Origin of the sequence: Microvirga vignae, assembly GCF_001017175.1 — a bacterium.
Classification (GTDB): domain Bacteria; phylum Pseudomonadota; class Alphaproteobacteria; order Rhizobiales; family Beijerinckiaceae; genus Microvirga; species Microvirga vignae.
This window is the reverse complement of the sequence record NZ_LCYG01000043.1, coordinates 65,546-91,034: the sequence shown is the minus strand read 5'-3', so window position 1 is coordinate 91,034 and position 25,489 is coordinate 65,546. Positions and strand designations below refer to the sequence as shown.

Genomic DNA, 25,489 nt, shown 5'->3' with positions numbered 1-25,489 from the left:
AGCTTGGCCGAAATGTTGCTGGCTCAGGCCAGAAGCCGGCCTCGGGAGATTGCCGTCACCGACGGGAAAAACTCTCTTTCCTACGCCGAATTCGTCGAACGATGCCTTTCCGTGGCCCACGCTCTGCGTGAGCGCGGGATTGGCCCAAGCGACAGGGTAGGGGTTTTCATCGAGTCCTCCGTGGATCTCCTGGTGGGGGTCTGGTCGGTGCTTCTGGCCGGCGGCGCATATCTTCCGCTCGCAACCGACTATCCTGAAGAGCGTCTGGCGCACATGACGCGGGACGGCGGCGTCTCTGTCATCGTCAGTCATGCCAAAGGCCATGCTGCTCTCTCGAATTTCCTACTGCCCGTCGTCGAGGTTATCGACGTCGAGTCCGTCGGCGACAAATCATCGATCAAGGTGACGGACCTCGATCTCGGCTTGAACGACCTGACGGGCAGCGACCTCGCTTACGTGATTTTCACCTCGGGAACGACGGGAGCACCGAAGGGCGTGGCGATATCGCACCGGGCCATCGTCAGTCAACTCACATGGCTGCAAACGGAGCATCACCTCGTCAGCGGCCAGAAGATCTTGCAGAAGACGCCGATCAGTTTCGATGCCGCGCAATGGGAGTTGCTGGCGGTCTGCTGCGGCGCCACGGTGGTGATGGGATATCCGAGCATCCACCGCGATCCCGCCGGCATCGTTCAGATGATCAAGGCCCATGACGTCACGATGCTGCAGGCCGTGCCGACATTGCTGCAGGCCTTGGTGGACGATCCGGAGTTCGCCCAAACGTCCACCTTGAAAAGCATCTACAGCGGCGGTGAAGCACTGAGCTGGAAGCTCGCTTCGCGCATTCTCAATGTCAAGCCGGATGTCACGCTGGTCAACCTCTACGGTCCGACCGAATGCACGATCAATGCCACTTCGTTTACCGTAACGCGTGAAGGTTTGGAGCATCTCGAGGAGACCGTTCCGCTCGGCTTCGCAGCGGCCAGGACGGGGTTGCATATCCTGGATGACGAGCACAGGCCCGTGCCGCCAGGAGAGACCGGAGAACTTTATATTTCCGGAGTCCAGGTCGCCGAGGGGTATTTGAACCGGCCCGAGCAGACAAGCGAGCGGTTTGTCAAACTGCCGCCGGCGCCCGGCCAGGATCCGGTCCGCATGTACAGATCCGGCGATCTTGTCAGGCTCAACCCGGACGGCACCCTGCACTTCGTGGGCCGTGCGGATAATCAGGTCAAATTCAGAGGCTACCGGATCGAATTGGACGAGATCCGCATGGCGATTGAAAACCATGACTGGGTGAAATCGGCGGCAGTCTTTGTCAAATCGGATGCCCGGACGGGCCAGCCCGTCCTGCTTGCAGGAGTCGAGCTCAATCCCCGAGATGCATCGATCATGGACCAGGGCGATCACGGAGCGCACCACCAGAGCAAGAAAAGCCGCCTGCAAGTGAGGGCGCAGCTTTCCGATGGCGGTTTGAGGCGGGCCAGCGACCTCGTCGGCCGTTCGTCGGTCGATCTTCCTGGCCGGGAGGAAACGGTGGTTCAACGTCGGCGGGCCTTTGCGCGGAAAACCTACCGCTTCTTTGACGGCGGCCGGCTGTCGTCAACCGACCTCCTCACTTTGCTGGAACGCCCAGTGGTTACAGGCCCGTCGTCAAGCCTTTCGGCCCTGGATCTGAAGACCCTCGGGGCATTGATGCGAAACCTTGGGCAGTTCAGGAGCCATGAACGGCTTCTGCCAAAATATGCCTATGCTTCGCCGGGCGCACTCTACGCGACGCAAGTTCATATCGAACTTCGCAACATAGCGGATATTCCGTCCGGACATTACTATTATCATCCTGCAGACCATCGCCTTGTCCTGATCCGGGCAGAGCGCGAAGAAGACTCGGGCCCTTCCGCGACACTGCACTTCATCGGCAACGTCGCGGCCATCCGCCCCGTCTATAAGAACAACATCCTCGAAGTTCTTGAGATGGAGACAGGGCATATCCTTGGCCTGCTCGATGCCGTTCTCCCGGAATATGGCCTGGCGCTCGGACGCAGCGCGTTTGTGAACGAAGTTGGTGAGTTGCTTCGCCTGGATGAGGACCATGCCTATCTGGGGTCATTCGACATAGTCCCGTTTTCAGAACGCGAAGATACCGAAGCGCTCGAAATCTACGTTCAAGCCCATGGAGATAAGGTCGACGGCCTGCCTTCCGGAACCTACCGGTACCGGGATGGAAGATTTGAGCCATTTTCAAAGCATGTGGTTCAACAGAAACATGTCATCGCTATCAACCAGCAGGTCTATGAGCGGTCGAGTGCGGGTGTCACATTCGTTAACCGAACGGCCGAGGCATGGCGTCGCTATATCGATCTTGGGCGGGGCCTTCAAACCCTGCAGATGAACGACATCCAGATCGGCCTGATGTCGTCGGGATACAGTTCGAAAACCGGCAAGGATCTGGTCGCCGCCCGGCGGATATTCGATATCCTGCGCGAACCGGGCCAGCCGGAGCCGGCGGTCTACTTCGCTCTGGCGGGTAAGATCAGCACCGACCAGATCTCCCATGAGGGCATGCGGGAGGATGCGGTTCACATGCATGGGCCCGCCGAACTCGTGCGCAAGGATCTTCATAACATCCTGCCCGACTATATGGTCCCGAGCCGCATCGTGGTAATCGACCAGCTCCCCTACAGCGCATCCGGCAAGGTGGATGTCGTCGCGCTCAAGCAATCGAATATCTTCGACGAACAGCATTCCGAACGGGAGTTCGTGCCAGCCCGCACCGCCATCGAAGAGGCGATCAGCACGATCTGGCGGCGGGAAATGAACCTCGATGATGTTTCCATACGGGATGACTTTTTCGAGATCGGCGGAGATTCGCTGCAAGCGGTCACGGTCGTACTGGAAATCAACCAGACGCTGGGAGCGAACCTGCCCATCCAGGTATTGTTCGAGGACGCCACAATCGAAAAGCTTGCTCGGCGCATCACCAAGGGACGCCAGCACGGCATTGCCCGGGCGGTCACGCTTCGGGCCGGAATCGACCAGCCTATTTTCCTGTGGCCCGGTCTCGGCGGCTATCCGTTGAACCTCCGGCCTCTCGCCCAAGCCCTGGAGACGAAACGGCCGGTGATGGGTGTGCAGGCATCAGGGATCAATCCCAGCGAGGAGATTTCCGGTTCGATCGAAGAGATGGCCGCTGCGGATGTCGCGGTCCTTCGCAGTATCCAGCCGCAAGGCCCCTACAGCCTCTGGGGGTATTCATTCGGTGCCCGTGTCGCGTACGAAGTCGCCGCTCAGCTCGAAGAGGCCGGTGAGACGGTGCAGGAACTGGTTTTCCTGGCCCCGGGTTCTCCGGAACTCGAAAGCGGGCAGCCCGTTCGGGGCGATAGCAATACGCTTTTCCGCGATCGCTCTTTCCTCACCATTCTGTATTCCGTGTTCGCCCATTCGATAGACCCCCAGCTTGTCGAGGCATGCGTGCAGACGGCCAAGGACGAGGCCAGCTTCATCGAGCATGTAGCGGCCTCCTATCCGGTGCTCGACAGGGGATTGATCGAACGCATCGTGCGGCTTGTAACGGCGATTTACGGGCCGACCTACGGCCCGGAACCGCGCACGCGGCCATTGAAGGCACCGGCAACGATTCTGCGGGCGCGAGGAGACAGCCGGTCCTTCGTTGAATCGGCATCGGTCAGCATTTCCAACGTGGTGCGGATCGTCGATCTGGAGCCGGATCATTACACGGTACTGAAACCTGCGGGACTGCCGCATGTGATCGCCGCCCTGAAGACAGTCGCAGCGAGCAGAAGCGAGCTGGACGACGGGCCGGCACGGATAGCGGCCTGATTGGAAGGAGATCGACTGTGCCTCACGTCATCATCAAGCATTTTCGGCAAACCTCGATCGGGAGCGCGTGCGAGACTGAAAAGTGCCGTCGCCGAAGCGGCTCAAGGTGCGTTTCGCCGCAATCCCGGCGCCATTTCGATTACCCTGTAGGGCATTCCTCCGGATCGATGGCACGAAGCGGTCTACGAACCGGACATCCAGCCGCATATCGGCCACCTGCTCAAATCGCCCGATGATCAAAGTCGGTCATCTAACGCTTGAACGCGGCTTAACCCGGAATCCTTCGGAGCAAAACCCATGTTGACAGGAGATGAAACGAAGAATCGCAGGCTGCTTTTGTTGGCTATCTTCCTGCTTTCACTGAACCTGCGCCCGGTCGTCGCCGCCATTGGATCCCTTGCCGCGCCGATACTCGGGACGACCCCGATCGGTTCGCTCGGTCTTGGATTGTTGACGACGATTCCTGTCTTTTTGATCGGGCTCGGTGCGATTTATGTCCGGCAGATCCGAGCGGTGCTGGGCGAAAGGCGGGACGTCGCAGTCGGCGGCCTCATCATCGCGGCTTCCTGCCTTCTGCGGTACTGGTTCGATGGCGCCGCCGGCCTGATCCTCACCGCCAGCGGAGCGGGGATCGGAATCGCGATCATCCGAGCTTTGACCCCAAGCTTCGCCAAGCGCAATTACAGGGCCGGAATAGGTCGCGTGATCGGCGTCTATTCTACCGGCATCGTGGTCGGCGGCGCCGTCGCCGCAGGAGTGGCGGCCCACCTCGCAAGCCGCCTCGGCTGGCAAGGAACATTGGCGGCCTGGTCACTGCCGGCGCTGAGCGCCACAGTCGTCTGGCTTCTCGCGTCCCGTGATGCGAGAAGCGAAGGCGGCATCGACATGGTGGCGTCGGTCAGTGCCTCCCACTCCCCGCACTTGTGGAGCAACCTGCGCTGTTGGTCGCTGATGATCTTCTTCGGGGTCGGAACGGGCGCCTTCATGCTGGCGATGGCCTGGATCCCTCCGTTCTACCTCGGCCTTCAGCAGCCTGCCGAAAGAGCCGGCCTGTTGCTGTCGATTCTGACTGTTGTCGAGGCTGCCACGGCACTCGGCGTTGCGGCTTTTGTTCATCACCTCCCGGACCGGCGCGGACCGCTGACTTTCTCCCTCATCACGGTGGCCACCGGGTTTGCCGTCCTCACCATGTCGCCGATTGCGTTGGCCATTCCCGCGATGGTGATGCTGGGGGTGGGCATCGGCATTCTGTTCCCGTTATCGATCATCGTTGCAATCGACCATATCGATGACCCAACGATCGCGGGCAATTTCACAGCCATCGTCCAGGGCGGCGGCTACATCCTCGCAAGCTTCGTGCCGCTGATCGCAGGCGGGTTCCGTGACGTCTTCTCCGACCTCACGCATGTCTGGACCCTGATGGCTATCGGCAGCATCGTCATGATCGCCGTCGCCGCGCGCTTCTCTCCGGACAGTTATGTTCGATTTCGGAACGCTCTCCATCTTCGACCCGCGCCGCGGGCCGCCCGAAGGGAGCTGGAGCGCATGAGAGCTTAGATTTCATCAACATCGTCACGCCGGGTCATCCGCCCACCACGCATCGGAAACCGCATCATGCGTCAGAAACTGCTTTCATTCGTCGCGGCCTCATTTCTCGCACTGTCTTTGCCAGCTTGCATTGATGACCGGGAGCCGGGTTAGCGTATGGGGAAGTCCATTAGTCCAATAGAGTTTCGCCATCTGCGCTACTTCCTAGCCGCATCCGAGTACGGAAGTTTCCGCAAGGCGGCCGCTGCTCTTGCAATACAGGAATCAACGATCAGCCGCCGTGTCCGCGATCTTGAGGATCGGATCGGAGTGTCGCTGTTTCATCGCCATAGCGGGGGCGTCCGCCTGACGGAGGCGGGCGAGCGGTATTTCCGCCATGCTCAGAGAATCCTCAGGCACGTCCGGGATAGTTCCAAGGCCGCAGCCACTGTCGGGCGCTCGGAGGAAGGGCGCGTCAGAATAGGCATCTACTCCTCTCTCGCATCGGGCTTTATTCCGCGACTTCTCCGCGCCTACGATCGCCAGCACGCGAAGGTGCAGATCGAACTCGTCGACGGCAACCCGGCCGAGCATGTCGCCGCCATCAACCAGCTTCAGCTCGACGTCGCCTTCCTGACGGGTACGCGCGGATGGCCCGGATGCGATGCGGCGCAACTCTGGTCGGAGCGGGTCATCGCTGTGCTGCCGGACTCGCATGTTCTGGCCGGGAAGGGCGAACTGCAATGGCACGAACTTGCTGATGAGCATTTCATCGTCAGCGAGGTCGCACCCGGCCAGGAGATTCATGATTATCTGGTGCAGCGGCTGGCGGATCTGGGCCACCATCCCGAAATTCAGCCGCACCATGTGAGCCGAGACAATCTGCTCTCTCTCGTTGCGCTCGGACGTGGACTGACGCTGACCAGCGAGGCGATGACGGCCGCGCAATTTCCCGGCATCTGCTATCGGCCGATCGCTGGGGAGATCCTTCCCTTCAACGCCGTATGGTCTCCGAACAATGACAATCCTGCTCTGCGGCGTCTGCTTTCCATCGCGAAATCGATGGCGAGAGCATCGCCCACCCATCGATGATTAGCCGGGGTTGCGCGGTTCGGGTCCGGCAGGCTTGGTCCGCCGCGCCTTCGCAAAGCCGCGATCCGTGGCGATGAACCGCTCCAGCATCGGCACGATCAACTTCACGGGATCAGCAACTGATTGTCCGGTCTCGCGGGCCAGCACCTCGGCGTAGGCGGTCAGATCGCGGTGGAGCGCGGCGGGCAGTTCCACGGTGACCTTGACCGGCTTGTCGTCCGCGATGGGACCGAGTTTCAGCTTCGTCATGGGTCAGCCTCGATAGGGTTCGAACACGAGATCGCGGGTGACGATGACGCGGACGGGGAAGCCCGGCCGGATGGTCAGCGTCGGCGCGACATTGAGCTGGCGGCGGATGATCTGTTGACCGGCATCGTTGATGGTGTCCTGCGCGCCGTTGCGAATGGCGCCGAGCAATCGATCCTCGTTATCGACGGCGAGCTCCGCACCAATAGTGAGCAGCGTCGAGAGGCCAGCGGCTTTGGCGAGATCCCACCAATGATAGTCAACGCCGTCCTCAAGACCGGCATAGCCTTGGGTATCGGCGCCCGGCTGACGCTCGAGCACGATCGAACGGCCGTTCGGGAAGATCAGCCGGTTCCAGACCAGCAGCACTCGGCGCTGACCGAAGCCGACATCGTTGCTGTATTCGCCGATGATCCTGGTGCCCTGCGGGACGATCAGGATACGCCCGGTCGGGCTGTCGTAGATGTTTTCCGTCACCTGCGCGGTGATCTGGCCGGGCAAATCGGAGCGAATGCCGGTGATGAGAGCGGCCGGGATGACAGCGCCCGCCTGGAGGACATAGGGTGATGGCGGGGCCATGACGCGATCGGCCACAACGGTGCGGCGGTCGACGGCAGCGTTGAGGAAGGCGAGTTGCCGATCCTGCGCGGTCGGGATTCCCGACTGGCCGGGTAAGCCCATCGCGGTGGGGTTCGGTGCTGCGATGCCGGGGGATGTTGCTGCGGTGCCCGGACCAGTCTGAAAGAAGACCCGGCTGGTGCGGGCGGCCTCCTGTTCCGCGAGGCGGCGCTGTTCCTCCGGATCGACCTGCGGCGTTGCCATGGCGGGCGGCGCGACCGGTTGCCCGCGGTTCTGGGCGTCGAGGATCGGCCGCCCGAGATCGCCGGGCAACGGCGGCCCCAGAATCGGGCCGGTGTAGTCGCGCGGCAGGCCGGCGAGACCATCGGCGGTCGGTCGGTTCTCGGTCGAATAGAGTTCTTCGTTCCCGATGCCGCTGGTACGGGTATGCAGGGCATAGATCAGGGCCGTCCCGATACCGACGCTGACCACGAGACCGGCGCCCGCCAGAACCTTCCTTGACAGGCGGGTGACGCGCGGCGGTTCGGCGCGCAATCGCATCGGGGCGGCGAAATCGGGGGCCGAGGCCGATGGCGATCCGTTGCTTGCGGGGTTGTTCTCGCTCACGATGCGGGCCTTTCGTCGGTCCGAACGATCCTGACGGTCTGCTGGCGCTGACCGCTACCGAGGCGCAGCTCGGCCGCGCCGAAGAGTCGGTCGACAATCAGGATGTTCCGATAGATGCGGCTGTTGACGATCTGCGCCTCGCCGTCCGGGCCAATGACGAAGATCGGCGGCATCTCGCCCTGGACGATGCCACGCGGGAACTCAACATAGACCCGGCGCCCGTCGTCGTAGACGGAGACCGGACGCCAGGGCGGCGTGTCGCCGCTCAGGGCGTAGCGATAGTTGCGCGCTCCTCCGTCGGGAATGACGGGCGTCGCCGGCATGCTCTGGCGGTGCGAGGCCGGAGGCTGCGGATAGGCCCAGGCGACCGCCGGCATATAAGGGCTCTCGCCTGCGCGCAGCTCGAGCATGTAGAGGCGCCGATCGGTCGTGATGATGAGATTGGTCGAGATGTCCGTGCGCGTGGGCTTGACGAGGACATGGACGCGGCGCGTCACACCGCTCCCGCTCGCGGTATCACCAATGATCCAGCGCGCTGTATCGCCTGCGGCGATCGGGCCGGAGCCGGTCAGGCTTTCGCCGGGCTCGAGCGCGATGTTGGTGATCTGACCCGGCGCGGCATAGACCTGATAGAGGGCGCCGTCGCTCCAGGGATAGATCTGGATCGCATTGTAATAGCCCTCACGACGCGGCTCGACGCGGGCGGCGGCGTTGGCGTTTTGCACGCGGCCGGTGGGCGTGCTTGCCGCGTTTCCACCGCGCGCGGGCGTCCAGGCCGGTGGAATATGCAGCGGACGCGGACTTAAGTCGGTGACGGCAGCCGGGACGGCAGGCAATGGCGGAACATCGCTGTCATAGCTGATCTCCGGCGGCTTGTTGGTCGCGCAGCCGGCAAGCACAGTTGCCGAAAGCAGAAGAAGCGCAAGCGCGGGTCTACGGAATGCCGGGAAGCCGGGCTTGCGGAGTGACATCCTCATTGGCTCAACTCCCGCGACCAGTTGATGGCGTTGACGTAGATGCCGAGCGGATTGGCGCGCAGACGCTCGGCGTCGCGTGGCACTTGGATCACGATGGTCAGGATCGCGGTCCAGCGCTCGGTCGCTTCGAGCTGGCCGTTCTCGTAGCGGCGCTCGACCCAGGCGACGCGGAAGGAATCCGGCGAGGCGCGGATGACGCTCGATACGTCCACTGCGACCTGCTGGCGACCGACGCGGTTAAACGGGTCATTGGCGCGGGCGTAGTCGTTGAGCGCGGCAGCACCGCGGTCGGTCGTCCACTCATAGGCGCGAAGCCAGTTCTGGCGGACGATGATCGCGTCAGCCGGAATGCTCCTGACCTGCTCGATGAAGCGCGCGAGATGCCACGCCACCTGCGGATCGGTCGGGCGATAGTCGGCCGTGGCCTGAGCGATCGCCTGTGCCTGACCGAGCCGGTCAACCTGCACCACCCAGGGCACGACGGTCCCACGCGCCGACTGCCAGACGAGCACGGTGGCAAAGCCCGCTGACAGGAACAAAGAACCGAAGGCCATGGTGCGCCAGTTCTTCGCCTGCACGCGGGCGGAGCCGATACGTTCGTCCCAGACCTGCGCGGCCTTCTGGTAAGGGGTGACGGGTTCGGGCGTCTTGCCATAATGGGTCGCGGGTCGTTTGAAGAAGCTCATGAGCGGTCGCTTGTCTGAAGGCTGACGGAAGAGCCGCCACTGTGACTGTCGCCAGAGCGGACGGCGTGTGCGGCGACGGTTGCGCCGTGGCTGAGGGCTTGGCTGCGTGTCATGCGCTTCGCCCAGTCTGGCGGCCCGTCGGGAGATGGCGCGGTCGCGTCCGCGGCCTCGTTCCCGGCATCGGCGCGACCTCCCATGGTTCCCATGGTGGAGGAGCCGCCGGTGGCACTGAGACCGGCTCTGGTGCCCTCGGAGAATCTGGATTTGATGCTCTCGGCGCGTGTGGCCGCACGTTTGAGCGGTGATGGTGCCGCCGCACCTGCAGCCCGCGCAACACCGCCGAGGCCGGCAGCAACGCCAGCAGCGCCCGACTGACCGAGGGAGCCGAGGCTGTAAGCGGCCGTCGTGCCACCCACAGCTGCGGCACCACTTCTGGTGGCGGCGGCTCCACCCGACAACGCGGCGCCGCCTCCCTTCGCGGTGAGCCCTGCCGCCCCACCGGCGGCAAGTGCTGTGCCACCCGCCACGAGACCCGCGCCGATCGCCGCGCCCGGGCCAAGCTGCGGACCGCCCTGCACCAGGCCGGCGGCAACGCCGGGACCGAAGATACCGAGGCCGAGCAGCGAGAGCGCGGCCAGCACGACGGTCATGGCATCATCGATGGTCGGCATCTGGCCACCAAATCCCTGTGTGAACTGGCTGAACAGCGTCGATCCGATGCCGATGATGACCGCCAGAACGAGAACCTTGATGCCCGACGAGATGACGTTGCCCAACACCCTTTCGGCCATGAAAGCGGTCTTGCCAAACAGGCCAAACGGGATCAGCACGAAGCCGGCTAAGGTGGTGAGCTTGAATTCAATCAGGGTGACGAAGAGTTGGACGGCGAGAATGAAGAAGGCGAGCAGCACCAGCGCCCAAGCGAACAGGAGGCAGGCGATCTGGATGAAGTTCTCGAAAAACGAGACCCAGCCCATCAGGTCGGAGATGGATTCCAGCAAGGGTCGCGCGGCATCGAGCCCGGTCTGCGCCACCTTGCCGGGGCGCATCAAATCCTGCGCGGTGAAGCTCGTGCCAGAGCCTTTCAGACCGAGGCCAGCGAAGGAATCGAAGACGATCTTCGCGAGATTGTTCCAATTGCCGATCAGATAGGCGAATACGCCGACGAACAGCGTCTTCTTCACGAGCCGAGCAATGATGTCGTCATCGGCGCCCCAGCTCCAGAACAGCGCAGCCAGCGTCACGTCGATGACGATCAGGGTGGTGGCAATGAAGGCGACTTCACCACCGAGCAGTCCGAAGCCGGAGTCGATGTAGCGGGTGAAGACGGCGAGGAAATTGTCGATGACGCCGGAACCGCCCATGGCTCACTGCCTTTCGCGGGCTTGCGGGGCGATGGGCGCTGCTGGACGGCCGAGAAAGCGATCGCGGGTTTGCGCCCAGACACGCAGGCATTCGGAGTCGCTGGCGGCCCTCTGCCCAAGCTGCTGGCACCGGTGCTGGCCCTCGCGCAGCGGATCGCGCTCGGGCTGAACCTGGCGCGCGTCCTGAGCGGCCGGCGCTTCCTCTTCCCGGGTCATCTCGATCGCCGTTGCGGTGATCGCGATGGCGACGAAGACGATCGCGCCCAGCCGGGCCAGCAGCTTGCCGTCCATGCCAGCCTCCATCAGTTGCCGTTGTTGAACATCCGCGCGTTGCCCGGCTGATAGCCGGTGCTGGGCGTCAGGAAGCGCCGGCGCTGTTCGCGTCCCTGTTCGGCGGCGGCCGCGCGCTCGGCCTCGGTGAGCGCCCCGGCGCGGCCATTGGCGGAGATCAGTGCGATCAGATCGGAGAGCTGCTGCGACTGGAGCGCCAGCAGCTGATTGCCGGCCTGCGTCGCCTGCAGCGCACCCGTGGCGCCTTGGCTCTGGCCAACGAGCGCGGCCATTTCGGAACGGTTCGTGTCGATGTTGCCGACCACGCCGGCCTGGACGCGCAACGCATCCTGCAGGCCGCCCACTGTGTTGTGCCAGCGGGATCGCGCACCGGCGACAAGCTGCTGGTCGGTCGCCGACAGCGAGATCGTGCCGTACTGCTGCTGAAACATCTGGTCGATGTCCTGGACGTTGAACGCGATGTTCTGCGCCTGTTGCAGGAGTTGCTGGGTGCGCTGGACACTCTGCTGAATCTGTTGGAGTGACGAATACGGCAAGCTCGCAAGGTTGCGGGCCTGGTTGATGAGCATCTGTGCTTCGTTTTGAAGGCTTGTGATCTGATGAGTGATCTGCTCGAGCGCGCGCGCTGCCTGGATGACATTCTGCGCGTAATTGGATGGATCAAAGACAATGAGGGCGTATGCGGGCGTCGTCAGCGTTGCCGACACCACGAGCGGCACAGACAGAATGGACACTGCGAGCAGAATCGCGTGCGAGCGGCGATGATAGGTCCTCATGACTGGCGTTCCTTGTCAGGGTTGCAGGTGAGATTGGTAAGATCAGGGATCAGGTCGGCGGCCCAATCGACGCCGCGCAGGCGTAGCCAGGCGGCGAGGAAGCCCTCGCGCCCGTGTTCGGCGTAGGTGCGTGCGATCAGGGACTGATCGGTTTTCGATGATGCTGCCGCGAGGGCTAATCCGACGTCGGACAGGCCGAGCTCGAAGAGGCGATTGCCGCGGCCGGATTGGCAGTAATAATCTCGCTTGGGCGTAGCCCGTGCGAGGATCTCGATCTGACGATCGTTCAGACCAAACCGGCGATAGATCGCCATAATCTGGGGCTCGATCGCGCGTTCGTTCGGCAGGAGCAGCCGCGTCGGGCAGCTCTCGACAATCGCGGGTGCGATGCTGCTGCGGTCGATATCGGATAGCGACTGCGTGGCGAAGATGACGCTGGCGTTCTTCTTGCGCAGTGTCTTCATCCATTCGCGGAGCTGGCCCGCGAAAGCAGCATCATCGAGCGCGAGCCAACCCTCGTCGATGATGAGCAGCGTCGGCGAACCGTCGAGGCGATCGCCGATCCGATGGAAGAGATAGGAGAGCACCGCCGGCGCTGCGCCAGTGCCGACCAAGCCCTCGATCTCGAAGGCCTGAACGGACGCTTGACCCAGATAATCGGCTTCCGCATCGAGCAGACGGCCGTGGGGACCGCCGACGCAGTAAGGTCGCAGGGCTTGCTTGAGGTCGCTGGACTGCAGCAGCAATTCCAGGCCGGTGATGGTGCGCTCCTCGATGGGCGCTGAAGCCAGCGAGGTGAGCGCGGACCACAGATGCTCCTTGACGTCGGGCGTGACCGGCACGTCCTCGCGCATCAGGATGGCGGCGAGCCAGTCGGCGGCCCAGGCACGCTCTGGCGTATCGTGAATGCGCGCGAGCGGCTGAAGGGAGACGGAGCTTTCCGCGCCTTCGGTCAGGTCGCCGCCGAGATCGTGCCAGTCGCCGCCCATGGCGAGCACGGCTGCGCGGATCGAGCCACCGAAATCGAAGGCGAAGATCTGGGAGCGCTCGTAGCGGCGGAACTGCAAGGCCATGACAGCAAGCAGCACCGACTTGCCGGCGCCGGTCGGGCCGACGACCAGCGTGTGACCGACGTCGCCGACGTGAAGGGAAAACCGGAACGGGGTCGAGCCTTCGGTCTTGCCGAAGAGCAGAGGGGGTGCAGCGAAATGCTCGTCCCGTTCCGGCCCCGCCCACACCGCCGAAAGCGGAATGATGTGAGCGAGATTGAGCGTCGAGATGGGCGGCTGACGCACGTTGGCGTAGAGATGTCCGGGCAGCGAGCCCAGCCAGGCATCGACGGCGTTGATGGTCTCGGCCATGCAGGTGAAGTCGCGGCCCTGGATGACCTTCTCGACCAGCCGCAGTTTCTCGTTTGAGATGCGTGGGTCATCGTCCCAGACGGTGACGGTCGCCGTGACATAGGCCATGCCGGCATAGTCGGCGCCGAGCTCCTGCAGGGCGAGATCGGCATCGGCGGCCTTGTTCGCGGCGTCGGTGTCCACGAGGACGGACGCCTCATTGGTCATCACCTCTTTCAAGATCGCGGCGATCGACTTGCGCTTGGCAAACCACTGCCGCCTGATCCTGGTCATCAGCTTGGTCGCGTCGGTCTTGTCGAGCAGGATCGCGCGCGTCGACCAGCGATAGGGAAAGGCGAGCCGGTTCAGGTCGTCGAGGATTCCGGGCGTGGTTGCTGTCGGAAAACCGACGATGGTCAGGATGCGCAGATGCGCGTTGCCGAGACGCGGCTCGAGGCCGCCGGTCAGCGGCTGGTCGGCGAGCAGCGCGTCGAGATAAATCGGGGTTTCGGGGACACGGACGCGCTGGCGCTTCGTCGATATAGTCGAGTGCAGGTAGGTCAGGGTTTCCGGGCTATCGAGCCAGACGCATTCCGGCATGAAGCCGTCGAGCAGGGCGAGCACGCGATCGGTGCGATCAACAAAGCCGCGCAGGATCTCTTGAGGATCGACGCCGGAGCGTTCACGCCCCTCATAGAACCAAGCTTCGGTACGTGCCGCGTCCTCAGCCGGCGGCAGATAGGCGATGGTGAGGAAATAGCTGGACACGAAATGTGCGCCGGCTTCCTCGAAGTCGGCCTTGCGTTCAGCGTCGAGCAGCGCCGAGGCGGCATCAGGGAATTGGCTCGCGGGATAGGTCGCAGCCCCATGGCGCCGCGCCTCGACGAAAATCGCCCATCCCGAGCCGAGACGGCGGAAGGCGTTGTTGAGCCGACCGGCGATCGCAACCAGTTCGGCCGCGACAGCGGAATCGAGATCGGGGCCGCGAAAGCGCGCCGTCCGCTGGAACGAGCCGTCCTTGTTTAGGACGATCCCGTCGGCGACCAGAGCGGCCCAGGGCAAATAGTCGGCGAGCCGCGCCGCAGTACGCCGGTATTCGGCGAGGTTCATCATCCGCGCGTCTCCTCAAACGGACAGGTGGCCGGGGATACGCAGATGCCGCCGCCCGACCTCGACGAAGAGCGGATCGCGCTTCGCGGCCCAGACGGCCATGAAGTGGCCGAGCGTCCAGATCGCGAGGCCAACCAGCCAGAGGCGCAGGCCGAGGCCGATGGCTCCGGCGAGCGTTCCGTTCATGATGGCGATGGAGCGCGGGGCGCCGCCGAGCAGGATGTGCTCGGTCAGTGCCCTATGAACGGGGACGGTGTATCCCGGCACCTCGGCCGGTTGCTCGAGAAGGCTCGCCATCAGATGAGCGCCCCGCCGCCGAACGAGAAGAACGACAGGAAGAAGGAGCTGGCCGCGAAGGCGATCGAGAGGCCGAAGACGACCTGGATGAGCCTGCGAAAGCCGCCCGACGTGTCGCCGAAAGCCAGCGTCAGGCCGGTCATGATGATGATGATCACCGCGATGATCTTGGCGACCGGCCCTTCGATCGACTGGAGGATCTGTTGAAGCGGCTGCTCCCAGGGCATGGACGAGCCGGAGGCGTGAGCGGCCGGCGCCAGCATGAGGCTGATGGACAGGGCAGGGGCGGCGGTCGCTAGAGTGCGGCAGCCGCGAGAGACCGTGCGGATCATGAAGGGACTCCTGTGTTGATGGTGGTGGCGGGGAGGACGCGGTAGTCGCCATGGGCATCGAGCCCCTCGACGCGGGCGAGTTCGGCCAAGCGGCGCGAAGAACCGCGACCGGAGAGAACCGCAACGAGATCGATCGTCTCGGCGATCAGCGCGCGCGGGACAGTGACGACGGCTTCCTGGATGAGCTGCTCGAGGCGGCGCAGCGCGCCGATGCCGGAACCGGCATGGATGGTGCCGATGCCGCCGGGATGACCGGTGCCCCATGCCTTGAGCAGGTCGAGAGCTTCGGAACCGCGCACCTCGCCGATGGGGATGCGATCAGGCCGCAGGCGCAGCGAGGATCGGACCAGATCTGAGAGCGTCGCCACGCCATCCTTGGTCCTCATGGCGACGAGGTTCGGCGCAGCACACTGAAGCTCGCGCGTGTCCTCGATGATGACGACGCGCTCCTCGCCCTTGGCGACTTCAGCCAGCAGCGCATTGGTCAGCGTGGTCTTGCCGGTCGAGGTGCCGCCAGCGACGAGGATGTTGGCGCGTGCCGCGACGGCCGCGCGGAGGATCGCGGCCTGGTCAGTCGACATGATCCCGGCCGCCACATAATCATCGAGGCTGAAAACCGCGACGGCGGGCTTACGGATAGCAAAGGCTGGAGCTGCGACGACTGGCGGCAGAAGTCCCTCGAACCGCTCTCCCGTCTCAGGCAGCTCGGCCGAGACGCGCGGGCTGCGCGGATGCACCTCGGCGCCGACATGATGGGCGACCAGGCGCACGATGCGCTCGCCGTCGGCGGCGGACAGCCTTTCTCCCGTGTCGGCCAGGCCCTCCGACAGACGGTCGACCCAGAGCCGTCCGTCTGGATTGAGCATGACTTCGACGACGGCCGGATCTTCCAGAAACCGGGCGATGGCCGACCCAAGCGCAGTGCGCAGCATGCGCGCGCCGCGCAGGATCGCCTCCTGTTTCTGGTGCTGTGTGGTCATTTCGTCCCCAATCGTCATGGGGACGCGACAGACGCTCCCCGGATCGGGGATCATTAAGAGATCCCGAAATCAGGCCGATTCAACAAGATTCGGGCGTCGTAGGAGCGTGGCGTGCAAATACAGGAAAACGGCGGCGTTGCTCCGACGGAAGGGAGTGCAGCTAGCAATGTAGGGATTATCGCGTCTCCTCCTTCCATCTTGCCCAGCGGAACACGCAGGCGACGATGACAAAGCCGCAGGCCATGTTTGAATACGAGAATGCAACCGACCACTGATCGAAGCGTCGCAGACGGGTTGCCAATGCCACGAGCTCCATCGTTACCAGCTTGGGCTCTGAGATCAGTCGAGCCGTTCATCGCAATTATCGCTGACCGCGCCTTCGGGTCGGGAGCGACCACTGGATGTGTCTATTGAGCCTGCATCGTGCTCAGAGACGATATCCTCTGAAACCTCCTGTCTCAGCTTCGGCCCCTTGGCTAACCTTCGACCGAGAGCCGTGACGAATGCCTCATAGCGCTCTCTGGCCTTGGCGCGTGCGGCCTGGGCCGCGGGTTCAGGCAGCGCCGGCGTGGTGGCGAGCCAGAAGCGGATGAATACAGCCAAGGTTTCCACCGAGATGCCGACATCGCGCTCCAGCCGCGTCATTCGTCGGTCGAGCTGGTCGAGCCGCTTGGCGATCACGGCCTCGCGCCGTTCGGCGTCATCCGGCGACAGAAATGACGCGATGGCTGCCTCGGCGATCAGGGAGAGCGACTGCTCCCGGCGTGCGGCATAGTCCGCGAGCATCGCCATGACGTCAGGGTCGAGATAGACGGAGATCTGCGTCTTCTTCTTGCGGCCTGCCATGCTCTTACAGCTCCATGCCGTCATTGGAATCGAGCGAGACTTGGCGCGCAACGCCCTGCATGAGGCGCGTGAGACGTCTGTTACGGGTGGCCTCCTGGTCCGTATCGTCCGCCGGATCGATCTCGAACTCGTTCTCGATCGGCGCCTTCTTTGCGATGGGCTTCACGCGGCTGAGTTCAGGCTGGTGACGGCGCTCGGACTCGGTCGGATCTTCATCCTGGCCGGCCCTCTCCAACTCGGCTTGCACGGCTTGCGGTCGGGCCGGTATCGGCAAGGTACTCCAATCATCCGGGCGCGCGGCCTCGGGCTGCGTCAGCGCCGGCGGGGGCAGGATGCGTTCCTTGAAGCGGGCATCGTCGTAATAGCGCGCTTTCTTCGCCCGGATCGGCGGCGTGCCCGCGACCATGACGATCTCGTCGGTCGGCGGGAGTTGCATCACCTCGCCGGGCGTCAGCAAGGGGCGAGCCGTCTCCGACCGCGAGACCATCAGATGGCCGAGCCAGGGTGACAGCCGGTGCCCGGCGTAGTTCTTCATGGCCTTCATCTCGGTTGCGGTGCCGAGCGCGTCAGACACGCGCTTTGCCGTGCGCTCGTCGTTGGTGGCGAAGCTGACGCGGACATGGCAGTTGTCCAGGATCGAGTTGTTCGGGCCGTAGGCCTTCTCGATCTGGTTCAGCGATTGCGCGATCAGGAAGCTCTTCAGCCCGTAGCCGGCCATGAACGCCAAGGCGCTCTCGAAGAAGTCGAGCCGACCCAACGCAGGAAATTCGTCGAGCATGAGCAACAGCCGATGCCGCCGGACCTTCGTCTGAAGGTCCTCCGTCAGGCGGCGGCCGACCTGGTTGAGGATCAGGCGGATCAGCGGTTTGGTGCGGTTGATGTCGGATGGCGGCACGACGAGGTAGAGCGTTGTCGGCCGCTCGCCACCGACAATATCGGTGATCCGCCAGTCGCAGCGCCGTGTCACCTCGGCAACGACCGGGTCGCGGTACAGGCCGAGGAACGACATGGCGGTGCTGAGCACACCGCTGCGCTCATTGTCCGACTTGTTCAGCAGCTCGCGCGCCGCGCTCGCGATGACCGGGTGCGGTCCGGCTTCGCCGAGGTGCGCTGTCTTCATCATCGCAGCGAGCGTCGACTCAATGGGCCGTTTCGGATCCGAGAGGAAGGCGGCGACGCCGGCGAGGGTCTTATCCGACTCCGCATAGAGGACATGGAGGATCGCGCCGACGAGCAGGGCGTGGCTGGTCTTCTCCCAGTGGTTCCGCTTATCCAGCGAGCCTTCGGGATCCACGAGGATGTCGGCGATGTTCTGGACATCGCGGACCTCCCATTCCCCGCGGCGGACCTCGAGCAGCGGATTGTAGGCCGACGATTTGGGATTCGTTGGATCGAAGAGCAGCACGCGACCGTGCCGGGCGCGAAAGCCTGCGGTGAGATGCCAATTCTCCCCTTTGATGTCGTGGACGATCGCCGAGGCCGGCCAGGTCAGCAGTGATGGCACCACGAGGCCGACGCCCTTGCCCGATCGCGTCGGCGCGAAGCACAACACATGCTCGGGTCCATCATGGCGCAGGTAGTCGCGCTCATAGCGACCGAGCACAACACCATCGGGACCAAGCAGGCCGGCGTTCCTGACTTCGGCTGTCTCTGCCCAGCGGGCGGAGCCGTAAGTGGCGACGTTCTGTGCTTCCCGCGCGCGCCACACAGACATTCCGATGGCGACTGCAATGGCGATGAAGCCGCCGGATGCGGCGATGATCCCGCCCTTGGCGAAGACCTCCGGCGCATAGGCGTCATAAAAGTACCACCACCAGAAGATCGCCGGCGGGTAGTAGACCGGCCAGCCGGCCAGTTCGAACCATGGCTCTCCAAGTTGCGCCTGAAACCCGAGGCTCCAGGCCACATATTGGGTCGCCGCCCATGTCGTCATGAGAATAACCAGGAAAACGGTGAGGATCTGACCCCAGAGGATCTTCGTGGCCGACATGACAATCCTTTCTTCTTCTTGATGGTCAGAGTCCGAGTCCGCGCTTGCGACCGAAGCTCCAGTCGATCCCGCCGTCGCCGCGGGCGACGCCCGAGACGTGGCGGCCGAGTTGCTTGTCGAGGGAAGGCGACCAGGGGACGAGCTGAAAGCCAAGGCCATCATCGATCATGGCGAAGCGGCCGGAGGCGAGCGTGAAACGCTGCCGGTAGGTGCCGGCGACAAACTCGCCGCCATTGGCGCGCTTGAACGGCGTTCCGGTCTCGGCGGCGAGCCTGTCGCCGAGCGCATCGAGTTCCCGGCGACGAAGCGTCTCGATCAGCCTGCGGGTGAAGACGACGCGCCGGCCCTGCCGCTGTGCAAGACCTTCCCCGACCAGATGGTCGGCCCGTTGTTCCATCGCCTGACGCACCTCAGCGCCAAAGCCGCCCTCACACAAGGCTGCCGGCTCGCGTGCCATGGCCTGTCGGTCGAGCCAGGTCGCGCCCGATGCCGTGACCTGCGCGTGGATGTCGAGATCGGAGCGGACGGCGAGCGCAACGCGATGTTGGCCTCGCGCGTCATCGAACGTCCGCAGCTCGACGATCGAGCCGGGCGGACTGTCTCCGGCGGCGTCGAGATCGGCGAGCTTGATGTGGTGTGTTCGACCATCAATGCCATCGACCACGGCATAAGCCGTGCCTTTCAGCTCGTCATCGAGTCCGCGAGCCACAAGGCGGCCGGTGATGGGCGTGTAGAGGCATTCGGCGGCGAGCACATAATTTGCCGAGCCGCGCTCAATACCGTGTTCGGTCAGAGCGCGATGCATGCGCTTGATGATGTCACCGCGCTCGCCGAGCTCCCGGAGCGTCGCCTCGGCCTTGTCGTTGATCATCCATTGGCCAGGACCGATCTGTTCGGCAAGGCCAAGGGTCTCCAGCTTGCGAAGGCGACCGATCTTCTGAACATGAAACTCATCCGGCTGACGATCAGCATGCGGCGCAAGGTCGATGACGCCGGTGTTGCGCGCATCGCGGAGCAGTTGCCGGTCGAGCTGCGTCCAGCGTTCGACCTCGATCTGGCGCAAGAGCGTGCGGCGAATGTCGAGGTCGGTGCGCGGCCCCAGCTCCTGAGTGATGAGATCGCGCGCCCGATCGCGCATACCCTCCTTGATGTAGTCGCGCGAGATGACGAGGTCCTGGCCGTCGTCGCGGACACCGCGCACGATCAGATGGACATGCGGGTGCTCGGTGTTCCAGTGATCGACGGCCACCCAGTCGAGCCTGGTGCCGAGATCATTCTCCATCTGGCTGACGAGATCGCGCGTGAAGGACTTGAGGTCGGACATCTCGGGCGCGTCATCGGGCGAGATGATGAACCGGAAGTGATGCCGATCGTCCTCGCAGCGCTCGGCGAAGGTGCGGCCGTCCGCGTCCTCTGTACCGGGCCCAAAGAGGCGGGCCTTCTCCCCATCCCGGGTCACACCATCGCGGCGCAGGTAGTTGAGATGGGTGCCAAGCGGCGCGGCGCGCGCGGAATGCCGTACGACGCGTGCCTTGATGACGGCGCCGCGTGAACGGGAAGTAATGAGCCGATTGGCCTGGATGCTGGCGCGCTGGCCGCGGCCGAAGCGGGAGCGATTGCCGGAGACGATGCGTCCGGAGCGGGACACACCACCGCCGGCTTTCTTCGCGGCGGCGAGCGCTTGCGCGATGAAGGGCCGCGCAGCTTGCGCACGGGTTGATCGAATGCGGCCCGGCCGGATGCGAAACTCGCGCTCATCGGACATGGCGCGGCTCCGCAATGTGTGGAAGACCACAAAGATTCAACGGTTTGAGGGTTCGTCGCACATTGCGCGAACGTGCGACAAGGTGCGGAATGCGCGGGAAAATCCAGCAAAAACAACCGCCCAACCGAAGCACAATGTGCGCTCTTTTATCCTGCCATCGTCCGGTCGTGTTGCCGGTGCTCCACCCTCCCGCACTCCATGGCGCGCCAGAGCCTGCCATCGTGCGATCGGGAACCAGGACGCTCATCGCAAGGTCCCTGCTGTGGCGGAGGCGACGAAGAGGCCGCCCGACTGCGGCACGATGGCGGAAACATCGCGTATGGCGGTCGCAGCCGGAGCATCGCTCGCCGAGCGCTCGGCCTGCACAGGATCGGCAGCCGAATCGCTTTTCCGTTGCATGACGAAGAGCGGCGCGCGGGTCCATGCCAGCGGATCGGCGGCGACAATCACGACACGGCTGGCGGTGTCACTGCCCTCGATGACAGATGCAACGGCGGTAACATAGGCGCGGGTCTCAGCCGGAAGCGGGCGGCCCTTCAGCGACGCCTCGTAGCGGCCTGGACCGGCGTTGTAGGCCGCGATCCAGCCGGGTGATCCATAGCGGTCGAGCAGCATGCGGATGTACGCCGCGCCCGCAATGATGTTGTCGTGCGGGTCATAGGGATCGCTGTTGAGCCGGTGGCGCACGCGGAGCTCTGCCCAGGTCTCGGGCATGATCTGCATGAGGCCCATCGCGCCTTTGGGCGAGATGGCGCGTGGATCGCCGTTGCTTTCGGCCTTGAGGACAGCGCGAATCCAGGCTGTGGGAAGCTCGAAGCGCTGCGCCGCTTCGGCGATGTGCCCGCCGTAGGGATCGCGCGGCGAGGGTTTGGCGATGGTCGACGATTCCGCAAAGGTCGGACACGGCAGCACGCAGGCCAAGGACAGGCCGGAAAGGAGACGGAGGACAGTACGCGGCACGGCGTTAGTCCTGCCCGTTGCGCATTTGCGGGCGGGTCCAGTGCAGAGACCATGACGCGCCGGCTTCGTCGTCACGAAACAGATTGGCGCGGATCGGCCGCGGCAGTGCTGGATCATCGATGACCAGCGCAATGAATTCGCCAGCGCGCTCACCAGTCCGCTTCCAGCCGGCACCAATTTCCGGGCCTTCGTCATTGCCGTGGTGGACCCGGTAGTCCGGCGCGTTCTCGGCATCGGACGGATCAGCCGGAACGAGTGCGATTTCGCGGTCGAGGGTGAGTGTGTGGATGCGTCCGACGAATCCTGTCGTCTTGCGCGCGAACGTACCAATCTGCGGCATGGGAACCTCCTTCGGTTTGCTGCGGGTCGGGAATTTGGCAAGCGCTCAGCGTATCGCGGCGTGCCAGACGAAGTGGCCGTCGCCGCCCTCGTCGGTGTAGATCGGCGTGGCCCGACCGATGACGGTGCGCGCCGGGATCGGGCCGAAGTAGCGGCTATCCAAGCTGTCGGGGACGTCAGGGTTCATGAGGAAAACCTGACCGTCCGCGATGCGCCGGCAGCCCTGCCAAACGGGAAGTTCGCGGCCGCGCCGGTCGCGAGCGAGCGCGTCGCCGAGCAGCACGGCATCGACGGTGACAGCGGTGCCGGTGCGGCAGACCTGTTGCCCAGGAAGACCCATGACGTGCTTGATCAGCGGCACGTCGCGGCCGATATAGCCGCGCTCCACCATGAAGTCGGCCAGCGGTTTGTCCGGCATGACAGCGACGAGATCGCCAACTTCCAGGTGGTGCGGCGGGGCGAGGTCGTAGAGGCCGATCGGCACGCTGGCCGAGGCGTTCCAGACGAGGTGCAGCGGCGTCGGGACGAACGAGGCGATGGCAATGCCCATCACTGAGAAGGACGTCACCATGACATAGCCCACGCGGGTCATTGCTCGCACTCCCGCCGCTTGAGCCAGGCCTGATGGCGCTCCATCGTGTAGGCGCGCGGGTCGTGGCCGGCGGTCATTCGGTTGGCGATGTGCCGCCAGTGATCGGGGGAGACGTCGCAGACGTCGATGCCTGCAGCCTCCACCGCATCGATGTGGCGGAGCACCTGTTCAACCTTGGGCCAGCCCTCGATCTTCAAGAGAATGTCACCGCCGGGGCGCACGTAGGGGAGCGTCTGGTACGCCTCGCCGGGCTTCACCGCGCGCACGATGTCGATGCATGAGAGGATCGTGCCGAAGTCGTTCGATGCCCAACGAACAAAGGCGAAGATGCTGCCGGATTGGAAAGAGAGAACACGTCGCCTGTGATCGAGGATCTGTTCGCCCGTCTCTCGGCCAAACCTGATCCAATTTTCGATGCGCTTCTCCACCCAGGTCAGTTCGACATGGGTCAGGTTGTCGGAAGGATGCGCGATCGGCAGGGGGCCACCGCGCACGCGGGGGGCCGCGTTGCGGGTCATGATGGATCTCCTTGGACTTTGGGGAATTCGCGCGCGAGCAGCTCTCGCACCATGTCGGCAACGGTGATACCGCGCCGGAACGCGGCGATCTTGATCCGGCCGCGCAACTCGGGCGTGACGTCTATGGTCAGCCGCGCGGTGAAGCCGGAGGCGTCGCTGCTTGGCCGCGGAGCGTCGGCGGCTTTGATCCAATGTTCGGGGTTGGCGGGCCGGGCAGCGAAGGAGCGACGGTTCGGACGTTCGCTCATCACGTTGTCCTCCCAATGCCGAGCCGATCGATCTCGTCCGCCAGCGCCGCGATCTCGCGGGTTGCAGGGGTGGCGTCGTCGAGCTCCAAGACGAGCCGCCCCGACTGTGCGGCAACCGCGAAACCGATGCGCTGGCCGATCGTGCTCGCGAGGACCGGCGGATCGTGATCGGCCAGAGCCTCAGCCGTTTCACGGGCCAGCACGGTCCGGGCGCCGCAGCGGTTGAGGACGAAGCGCGCGACCAGGTCCGGCCGGTAGATGCGCGCCTCGGTGACGAGCGCCAGCATCTCGGCCGAGGCCCAGCCGTCAAGCGGCGAGGGCTGGACGGGGATCAGCACCAGGTCGGCGGCGAGCAGCGCCAAGCGCATCAGTCCGGCGACACGGGGCGGCCCGTCGATAACGACATGATCGGCGTCGCGCGCGAGCTCGGGCGCTTCTCGGTGTAGTGTGTCGCGCGCCAAGCCGACGACGCCGAACAGGCGCGGGAGGCCCTCGCGGCTGCGCTGCTGCGACCAATCGAGCGCCGAACCTTGTGGGTCGGCATCAATGAGCGTGACGCGCTTTCCGTGCCGCGCCCATTCGCCGGCAAGGTTCAGCGCCAGCGTCGTCTTACCGACGCCGCCCTTCTGGTTGAGCAGAGCCACGATCATCGCGCGCCACCCGAATCATCAATGAGAGGGGGCTGCGGCGCGTCCGACACGTCGTGTTTGGCTGCGCTGCCAAAAGCCGATGTGCTGCCCCATGTCTTCTTGGTCACGCCGAGGCTGTTGGCCGTCTCCTGGATGAGGTTTTCCACATCGCGTGCGCGCTCTTCAAGGTTAGATTCTCTGTTAGAGTCTAAGTTAGGGGTGCGGTTTCCGGTTCTGTTTCCGTGGGTTAGAGGCTGTTTCGGTTCCTGATGGCACGAGGGGCCGGTTCCTGATGGCACGGGTCCCTGGGTTCCCGATGGCACGACGGAATTCACAGCCTGCCCACAAGGCGGCGTCGGCTCGAAGGCGAGTAGCATCCGTCCGCCGATCTCGACCTCGAGGAAGAGCCTATAGCCGGGTAGCGGCTGGCGGCGGATGATGTCGCGCAGCTCGAAGGCGAAGCGCTTGAACGGCGACAGGACTCCGGACTTCTGGTGCAGATGGCGGAAGTCGAAGCGCCAGCCATTGCGCTGGCGACCGCCGTGCTTTCTGACGAGCCGGTAGAGCCAGCGGTCGAGCCCGCCGGTCAGACCGAAATAGGCGCGGTCGATGGTGAGTACGAGCGCGTTGTCGAGAACGGCCTGATAGAACCAGTCCGGCACGATCATCTCGATGCCGTCGGGCTTGCCGGCGCGATCGGTTCGCTCCTTCCATTCGTTGATCCATGAGAAGCGGTGCCGCCGGCCTTCAGTGGGTTGGCGGATCGACGTGCTGACGGTTGTGGACTGGAGGCGGTCGAGCGCGGCCTTGAGCCGCTGATAATCGCGCAGGCTCGTGCCGCGTCCGATGAACTTCAGGATCTCAAAGGGCGTGGCGACCATCAGGCGCGAGGTGCGAAGCCCAGCGTCGCGCGCCTCGATGATCTGGCTCGCCGCCCAAATCAGGATGTCGGCGTCCCAGATGGTCGCCATGCCGTGATCAGGCACGGCTTCGACCCGGATCGAGACATCGCCGGCAGAGAAGTCGATCGGCGCGACGCGATGGGTCTTGGAGAGGGAGAAGAAGGGATACGCCATGAGATCCTGCGCGTCTCGTGGCGCGAAGTCGCCCGGGAGCGCCCGAAACAGGTCGAGCTGTCCGCGCTCCGAGAGGGGTTGACGTCGCGCCGCCATGACGGGAGCCGCTCGCGATCAGCGTGCATAGCGGCTGGGCTGCGGGGCGGCGGGCCCCGTCTGGCGCTTTGCTGGCAGCACCTGGCCACGCGGATCGGTGGTCGAGGTGACAGCGCCGCGCGCAGCCCAGGCTTCGAGATCGGCGATCGAATAAACAACGCGGCCGCCGAGTTTCCTGTACGCCGGACCAGTCCCGTAGGTCCGGTGCTTTTCGAGCGTACGGGCGGACAGGCTGAGGAACACAGCGGCTTCCTTGGTGCGCAGGAAGCGCGGCGGCAAGACGGCGAGATCAGGTCGCATGGAGCGGGCCTCCGTGGGGTTTCGGGCGGCCGCTGAGGTTCAGCGGCGGACGGCGACCACGGTGGCGGAGGGAGATCGTCAGGGGGA

25 protein-coding genes are annotated in these 25,489 nt (G+C 64.3%); 3 read left to right on the top strand and 22 right to left on the bottom strand.

Features of this window, described 5'->3' with window-relative positions; genetic code table 11:
- Positions 1 to 12 precede the first annotated feature (12 nt).
- The 3 genes from AA309_RS17690 (at position 13) to AA309_RS17680 (ending at position 6,459) form a co-directional block, all read left to right on the top strand.
- Entirely contained in the window at positions 13 to 3,840 is a 3,828-nt protein-coding gene (locus AA309_RS17690) for a non-ribosomal peptide synthetase family protein (RefSeq protein WP_052954796.1), read from the top strand.
- Positions 3,841 to 4,137: 297 nt separating this feature from the next.
- Positions 4,138 to 5,397 carry an MFS transporter gene (locus tag AA309_RS17685; protein WP_084731348.1) on the top strand — a complete coding sequence of 420 codons (1,260 nt, stop codon included), beginning with the start codon at positions 4,138 to 4,140 and terminating at the stop codon, positions 5,395 to 5,397.
- A gap of 147 nt (positions 5,398 to 5,544) precedes the next feature.
- The gene (locus AA309_RS17680) at positions 5,545 to 6,459 is read left to right on the top strand and encodes a LysR family transcriptional regulator (RefSeq protein ID WP_047190338.1); all 915 of its coding nucleotides are present in this window, start codon (positions 5,545 to 5,547) and stop codon (positions 6,457 to 6,459) included.
- On the opposite strand, the gene AA309_RS17675 is transcribed toward AA309_RS17680, so the two are convergent.
- The 22 genes from AA309_RS17675 to AA309_RS17570 all read right to left on the bottom strand — a co-directional run bounded on the left by AA309_RS17675 (position 6,460) and on the right by AA309_RS17570 (position 25,402).
- On the bottom strand, positions 6,460 to 6,708 hold the full coding sequence (locus AA309_RS17675) for a DUF2274 domain-containing protein (RefSeq protein ID WP_047190337.1): 249 nt from the start codon (positions 6,706 to 6,708) through the stop codon (positions 6,460 to 6,462).
- Between the two features lie 3 nt (positions 6,709 to 6,711).
- Positions 6,712 to 7,824 (bottom strand): TraB/TrbI/VirB10 family type IV secretion system protein, encoded by a 1,113-nt coding sequence (locus tag AA309_RS17670; protein WP_084731352.1) that lies wholly within the window; start codon positions 7,822 to 7,824, stop codon positions 6,712 to 6,714.
- Positions 7,825 to 7,886: 62 nt separating this feature from the next.
- Complete coding sequence (gene trbG, locus AA309_RS17665; RefSeq protein ID WP_047190335.1) at positions 7,887 to 8,867, bottom strand: P-type conjugative transfer protein TrbG; 981 nt, start codon at positions 8,865 to 8,867, stop codon at positions 7,887 to 7,889.
- A complete protein-coding gene (gene trbF / locus AA309_RS17660) occupies positions 8,864 to 9,553 on the bottom strand; it encodes a conjugal transfer protein TrbF (RefSeq protein WP_047190334.1) in 690 nt (229 codons plus the stop codon). Before trbF ends, trbG begins: the two co-directional genes overlap by 4 nt.
- Positions 9,550 to 10,917 carry a P-type conjugative transfer protein TrbL gene (gene trbL, locus AA309_RS17655; protein ID WP_047190333.1) on the bottom strand — a complete coding sequence of 456 codons (1,368 nt, stop codon included), beginning with the start codon at positions 10,915 to 10,917 and terminating at the stop codon, positions 9,550 to 9,552. The genes trbF and trbL overlap by 4 nt, the downstream gene beginning before the upstream one ends.
- A 3-nt stretch (positions 10,918 to 10,920) precedes the next feature.
- Positions 10,921 to 11,208: a putative entry exclusion protein TrbK-alt gene (trbK-alt, locus tag AA309_RS17650; protein ID WP_047190332.1), complete on the bottom strand. Its 288-nt coding sequence runs from the start codon at positions 11,206 to 11,208 to the stop codon at positions 10,921 to 10,923.
- Positions 11,209 to 11,219: 11 nt separating this feature from the next.
- The gene (gene trbJ, locus AA309_RS17645) at positions 11,220 to 11,984 is read right to left on the bottom strand and encodes a P-type conjugative transfer protein TrbJ (RefSeq protein WP_047190331.1); all 765 of its coding nucleotides are present in this window, start codon (positions 11,982 to 11,984) and stop codon (positions 11,220 to 11,222) included.
- Positions 11,981 to 14,437 (bottom strand): conjugal transfer protein TrbE, encoded by a 2,457-nt coding sequence (gene trbE, locus AA309_RS17640; protein WP_047190330.1) that lies wholly within the window; start codon positions 14,435 to 14,437, stop codon positions 11,981 to 11,983. Before trbE ends, trbJ begins: the two co-directional genes overlap by 4 nt.
- A gap of 12 nt (positions 14,438 to 14,449) precedes the next feature.
- Positions 14,450 to 14,731 carry a VirB3 family type IV secretion system protein gene (locus AA309_RS17635; RefSeq protein WP_047190329.1) on the bottom strand — a complete coding sequence of 94 codons (282 nt, stop codon included), beginning with the start codon at positions 14,729 to 14,731 and terminating at the stop codon, positions 14,450 to 14,452.
- Positions 14,731 to 15,063 carry a TrbC/VirB2 family type IV secretion system protein gene (locus AA309_RS17630; protein WP_047190328.1) on the bottom strand — a complete coding sequence of 111 codons (333 nt, stop codon included), beginning with the start codon at positions 15,061 to 15,063 and terminating at the stop codon, positions 14,731 to 14,733. Before AA309_RS17630 ends, AA309_RS17635 begins: the two co-directional genes overlap by 1 nt.
- Positions 15,060 to 16,043, bottom strand: coding sequence for a P-type conjugative transfer ATPase TrbB (trbB, locus tag AA309_RS17625; protein ID WP_047190354.1), 984 nt, complete (start codon positions 16,041 to 16,043; stop codon positions 15,060 to 15,062). Before trbB ends, AA309_RS17630 begins: the two co-directional genes overlap by 4 nt.
- Positions 16,044 to 16,382: 339 nt before the next feature.
- A complete protein-coding gene (locus tag AA309_RS17620; RefSeq protein ID WP_084731346.1) occupies positions 16,383 to 16,889 on the bottom strand; it encodes a CopG family transcriptional regulator in 507 nt (168 codons plus the stop codon).
- 4 nt (positions 16,890 to 16,893) lie between these two features.
- Positions 16,894 to 18,879, bottom strand: coding sequence for a conjugal transfer protein TraG (locus AA309_RS17615; protein ID WP_047190327.1), 1,986 nt, complete (start codon positions 18,877 to 18,879; stop codon positions 16,894 to 16,896).
- Between the two features lie 25 nt (positions 18,880 to 18,904).
- The gene (locus tag AA309_RS17610) at positions 18,905 to 20,644 is read right to left on the bottom strand and encodes a relaxase/mobilization nuclease domain-containing protein (RefSeq protein WP_047190326.1); all 1,740 of its coding nucleotides are present in this window, start codon (positions 20,642 to 20,644) and stop codon (positions 18,905 to 18,907) included.
- 243 nt (positions 20,645 to 20,887) lie between these two features.
- Positions 20,888 to 21,604: a lytic transglycosylase domain-containing protein gene (locus AA309_RS17605; protein ID WP_047190325.1), complete on the bottom strand. Its 717-nt coding sequence runs from the start codon at positions 21,602 to 21,604 to the stop codon at positions 20,888 to 20,890.
- Positions 21,605 to 21,608: 4 nt separating this feature from the next.
- Positions 21,609 to 21,944 carry a DUF736 domain-containing protein gene (locus AA309_RS17600; protein ID WP_047190324.1) on the bottom strand — a complete coding sequence of 112 codons (336 nt, stop codon included), beginning with the start codon at positions 21,942 to 21,944 and terminating at the stop codon, positions 21,609 to 21,611.
- A gap of 45 nt (positions 21,945 to 21,989) precedes the next feature.
- A complete protein-coding gene (traF, locus tag AA309_RS17595) occupies positions 21,990 to 22,535 on the bottom strand; it encodes a conjugative transfer signal peptidase TraF (RefSeq protein WP_047190323.1) in 546 nt (181 codons plus the stop codon).
- Positions 22,532 to 23,053 carry a DUF2840 domain-containing protein gene (locus tag AA309_RS17590; RefSeq protein ID WP_047190322.1) on the bottom strand — a complete coding sequence of 174 codons (522 nt, stop codon included), beginning with the start codon at positions 23,051 to 23,053 and terminating at the stop codon, positions 22,532 to 22,534. The genes traF and AA309_RS17590 overlap by 4 nt, the downstream gene beginning before the upstream one ends.
- Positions 23,050 to 23,301, bottom strand: coding sequence for a hypothetical protein (locus tag AA309_RS17585; protein WP_047190321.1), 252 nt, complete (start codon positions 23,299 to 23,301; stop codon positions 23,050 to 23,052). The genes AA309_RS17590 and AA309_RS17585 overlap by 4 nt, the downstream gene beginning before the upstream one ends.
- Positions 23,301 to 23,951, bottom strand: a complete 651-nt coding sequence (gene parA, locus AA309_RS17580) for a ParA family partition ATPase (protein ID WP_047190320.1) — start codon at positions 23,949 to 23,951, stop codon at positions 23,301 to 23,303. Before parA ends, AA309_RS17585 begins: the two co-directional genes overlap by 1 nt.
- A complete protein-coding gene (locus AA309_RS17575) occupies positions 23,948 to 25,102 on the bottom strand; it encodes a replication initiator protein A (protein ID WP_047190319.1) in 1,155 nt (384 codons plus the stop codon). The genes parA and AA309_RS17575 overlap by 4 nt, the downstream gene beginning before the upstream one ends.
- Positions 25,103 to 25,120: 18 nt before the next feature.
- On the bottom strand, positions 25,121 to 25,402 hold the full coding sequence (locus AA309_RS17570) for a helix-turn-helix transcriptional regulator (RefSeq protein WP_047190318.1): 282 nt from the start codon (positions 25,400 to 25,402) through the stop codon (positions 25,121 to 25,123).
- Positions 25,403 to 25,489: the final 87 nt, after the last annotated feature.

What these genes read in the sequence shown, in the direction of transcription:
- AA309_RS17600 (WP_047190324.1), bottom strand. Translation starts at nt 21,944, where the DNA reads ATGCCGCAGATTGGTACGTTCGCGCGCAAGACGACAGGATTCGTCGGA.
- AA309_RS17675 (WP_047190337.1), bottom strand. Translation starts at nt 6,708, where the DNA reads ATGACGAAGCTGAAACTCGGTCCCATCGCGGACGACAAGCCGGTCAAG.
- AA309_RS17685 (WP_084731348.1), top strand. Translation starts at nt 4,138, where the DNA reads ATGTTGACAGGAGATGAAACGAAGAATCGCAGGCTGCTTTTGTTGGCT.
- traF (WP_047190323.1), bottom strand. Translation starts at nt 22,535, where the DNA reads ATGACCCGCGTGGGCTATGTCATGGTGACGTCCTTCTCAGTGATGGGC.
- trbB (WP_047190354.1), bottom strand. Translation starts at nt 16,043, where the DNA reads ATGACCACACAGCACCAGAAACAGGAGGCGATCCTGCGCGGCGCGCGC.
- trbJ (WP_047190331.1), bottom strand. Translation starts at nt 11,984, where the DNA reads ATGAGGACCTATCATCGCCGCTCGCACGCGATTCTGCTCGCAGTGTCC.
- trbK-alt (WP_047190332.1), bottom strand. Translation starts at nt 11,208, where the DNA reads ATGGACGGCAAGCTGCTGGCCCGGCTGGGCGCGATCGTCTTCGTCGCC.
- AA309_RS17615 (WP_047190327.1), bottom strand. Translation starts at nt 18,879, where the DNA reads ATGTCGGCCACGAAGATCCTCTGGGGTCAGATCCTCACCGTTTTCCTG.
- AA309_RS17575 (WP_047190319.1), bottom strand. Translation starts at nt 25,102, where the DNA reads ATGGCGGCGCGACGTCAACCCCTCTCGGAGCGCGGACAGCTCGACCTG.
- AA309_RS17620 (WP_084731346.1), bottom strand. Translation starts at nt 16,889, where the DNA reads ATGGCAGGCCGCAAGAAGAAGACGCAGATCTCCGTCTATCTCGACCCT.
- AA309_RS17635 (WP_047190329.1), bottom strand. Translation starts at nt 14,731, where the DNA reads ATGGCGAGCCTTCTCGAGCAACCGGCCGAGGTGCCGGGATACACCGTC.
- AA309_RS17610 (WP_047190326.1), bottom strand. Translation starts at nt 20,644, where the DNA reads ATGTCCGATGAGCGCGAGTTTCGCATCCGGCCGGGCCGCATTCGATCA.
- AA309_RS17590 (WP_047190322.1), bottom strand. Translation starts at nt 23,053, where the DNA reads ATGACCCGCAACGCGGCCCCCCGCGTGCGCGGTGGCCCCCTGCCGATC.
- trbE (WP_047190330.1), bottom strand. Translation starts at nt 14,437, where the DNA reads ATGATGAACCTCGCCGAATACCGGCGTACTGCGGCGCGGCTCGCCGAC.
- AA309_RS17630 (WP_047190328.1), bottom strand. Translation starts at nt 15,063, where the DNA reads ATGATCCGCACGGTCTCTCGCGGCTGCCGCACTCTAGCGACCGCCGCC.
- parA (WP_047190320.1), bottom strand. Translation starts at nt 23,951, where the DNA reads ATGATCGTGGCTCTGCTCAACCAGAAGGGCGGCGTCGGTAAGACGACG.
- trbF (WP_047190334.1), bottom strand. Translation starts at nt 9,553, where the DNA reads ATGAGCTTCTTCAAACGACCCGCGACCCATTATGGCAAGACGCCCGAA.
- AA309_RS17670 (WP_084731352.1), bottom strand. Translation starts at nt 7,824, where the DNA reads ATGCGATTGCGCGCCGAACCGCCGCGCGTCACCCGCCTGTCAAGGAAG.
- AA309_RS17680 (WP_047190338.1), top strand. Translation starts at nt 5,545, where the DNA reads ATGGGGAAGTCCATTAGTCCAATAGAGTTTCGCCATCTGCGCTACTTC.
- AA309_RS17585 (WP_047190321.1), bottom strand. Translation starts at nt 23,301, where the DNA reads ATGAGCGAACGTCCGAACCGTCGCTCCTTCGCTGCCCGGCCCGCCAAC.
- AA309_RS17570 (WP_047190318.1), bottom strand. Translation starts at nt 25,402, where the DNA reads ATGCGACCTGATCTCGCCGTCTTGCCGCCGCGCTTCCTGCGCACCAAG.
- AA309_RS17690 (WP_052954796.1), top strand. Translation starts at nt 13, where the DNA reads ATGTTGCTGGCTCAGGCCAGAAGCCGGCCTCGGGAGATTGCCGTCACC.
- trbL (WP_047190333.1), bottom strand. Translation starts at nt 10,917, where the DNA reads ATGGGCGGTTCCGGCGTCATCGACAATTTCCTCGCCGTCTTCACCCGC.
- trbG (WP_047190335.1), bottom strand. Translation starts at nt 8,867, where the DNA reads ATGAGGATGTCACTCCGCAAGCCCGGCTTCCCGGCATTCCGTAGACCC.